The organism is Nocardia sp. No.11, assembly GCF_038752175.1.
GTDB classification, from domain to species: domain Bacteria; phylum Actinomycetota; class Actinomycetes; order Mycobacteriales; family Mycobacteriaceae; genus Nocardia; species Nocardia canadensis.
Map to the genome: position 1 here is coordinate 1 of NZ_JBCGFB010000249.1, position 1,906 is coordinate 1,906.

Below are 1,906 nucleotides of genomic sequence, written 5' to 3' on the forward strand. Positions count from 1 at the left end.
CTCGTCCGCGCGCGAGCGGCCGCCCGGTTCCCCGGAACGCGGCCTGCCCTCGCGCGGGCGGCGCTCGCGCTCGGTGTGCTCGTCGGGCACGGAGCTACCGCGCGCCGACTCTCGTTCGGCGCGTTCGGTGCGCTCCTCCAGGCCGAGCACCTCGTCGCTCACGCGCGACGCGCTCCCGACCGGTCGTGGTTCGCGCTCCCCGCGGATCCGGGGCGGCCGGTGGACGGGCCGTAGCGCGATGTCGTCGAAGTCGCGTCCCATGATCGCCTCACCCCGCCAATGCCTTCGGAATGGTCGCGTGCTCGGGCAGGATGACGCCACAACCGAGGGAAGCCGCGAACGCCGCGGCCTGATAGCGGTAGCAACGCCGGATCTTGAGCCGGGCCTGCGTCGAGAGGTCGCGGGTGATGGCCTCGATGCGCGGCAGATCACCGCGCAGCGGCTCGGTGATCGTCACCAGCGCGCCGAAGCGGGTCACACCGTGCCCGCGGGCCTGTTCCTCACGAGCCTGCTGGGTCGCACCGACCCGCAGTGTCGCGGCGGCCGAGACGACACCGCGTTCGCTCTGCTGCGCCACGAGCGCGTTCTTGAAGTCGTCGTCGACGATCTCGGCGGCGTCGGCGGCCGAGTGCGGCCGGTAGACGATCGCGATGCGCTTGCGCGGCACTTCGGGATTCGGCGCGAGCAGCCGCTGCAGCACCCGCTCGTCGACCGCGCCCTCGGGCGCCGCGTCCATCTCCCAGGTGACCGAGCGGCCACCGTCGTGGATCAGGTGATCCCACTTCTCGTCGTGCGAGACCGGACCGGCGTCGTCCCAGCCGAGGCCGTGTCCGCCCGGATCGGCGGCGGCGACCTCGAGATCGGCCTGGGCGGCCGGGTCGTAGCTGCGGCGGATGAAGGAGATGACCTCCTCGGCCGACATCGGCTGCGCCCGCACGCCGGCCTCGGCCAGCGCCGCGCAGATGCCGGGCAGCCTGCGCCCGATCTCCACCGCTTCCTCGGCCGGGTTCTTGCGCCGCTCGGCGGTGGTGGCCTTGAAGGTGATCGCCACGCGCGGCAGCAATTGCACCCGCTCCTGCGGCAATTCGGTGGCCAGCTCGTACATCACCTGCTGGGCCAGCTCCGGCGCCTCCGGGCGGGTGATCGTGGAGACCTCGTTGAGCAACCGGTTACCGGTCTCGGGCACGGTGTCGATCACCGGCACCACCGCGACGATGTCGCTGGTCTGGCCGACCGAGGCGAGGAAGGTGCCCCACGCCGCGACCCAGCGGTCGATCACCGGCTGGTCGACCGCCTCGTGACCCTGCGGCCAAGCCCGCAGCACCACGGTGTACTGCGCGAACGCGGGCAGGTGGATCATCCCGAAGTGGTAGCCGCCCGCGTCGATGCCCTCGTAGAGCTTCGACGGCGCGAGCAGCCCCGGCAGCTTGGTGACGCCGCCGGGGATCCGGGAGAACCGGCCGCCGCGATACACGTGCTCGCCGTTCTTGCGCGAGCGCATCCAGTTGAACATCATCAATCCCGTCTCGTAGCCCGAACGGCCCCCCGTCCGCCACACCAGGGGCACCATCACCAGCGCGCCGAGGCCGCCGACGACGAAACCCCATTTGAATCCACCGACCATGGCACTGATCAAGGCGGTGATCACCACGACGAAACCGATCACGGTCTCTTCCCAGCGCAAGCCGAAAAGGCCCGCGCTGCGCGGCTTCTGCCACAGCCCGTACGAGCGCCGCTCGTAGGTGTCGGTCGAGAGGGTGCTCATCGCGGAATCGTGCTCCTGCCGAGGTCGGGTGAACGATTCGCCCAGCGGTCACCGGCGAGGTCGCCGGCCGCCTGGTCGGCGCGCGAGGCGCTGCCCGCCGCCGCGCGTGCGGCGACGACGTTGCGGGCCGCACCCGAGGGC

The 1,906-nt window shown here is 71.7% G+C and carries 1 protein-coding gene; it reads right to left on the reverse strand.

The window, feature by feature from the left end:
• Positions 1–268: 268 nt before the first annotated feature.
• On the reverse strand, positions 269–1,765 hold the full coding sequence (locus V8688_RS31830) for an SCO6880 family protein (RefSeq protein WP_218722218.1): 1,497 nt from the start codon (positions 1,763–1,765) through the stop codon (positions 269–271).
• Positions 1,766–1,906: the final 141 nt, after the last annotated feature.

Coding starts and splice junctions, on each gene's coding strand:
- V8688_RS31830 (WP_218722218.1), bottom strand. CDS start 1,765: ATGAGCACCCTCTCGACCGACACCTACGAGCGGCGCTCGTACGGGCTG.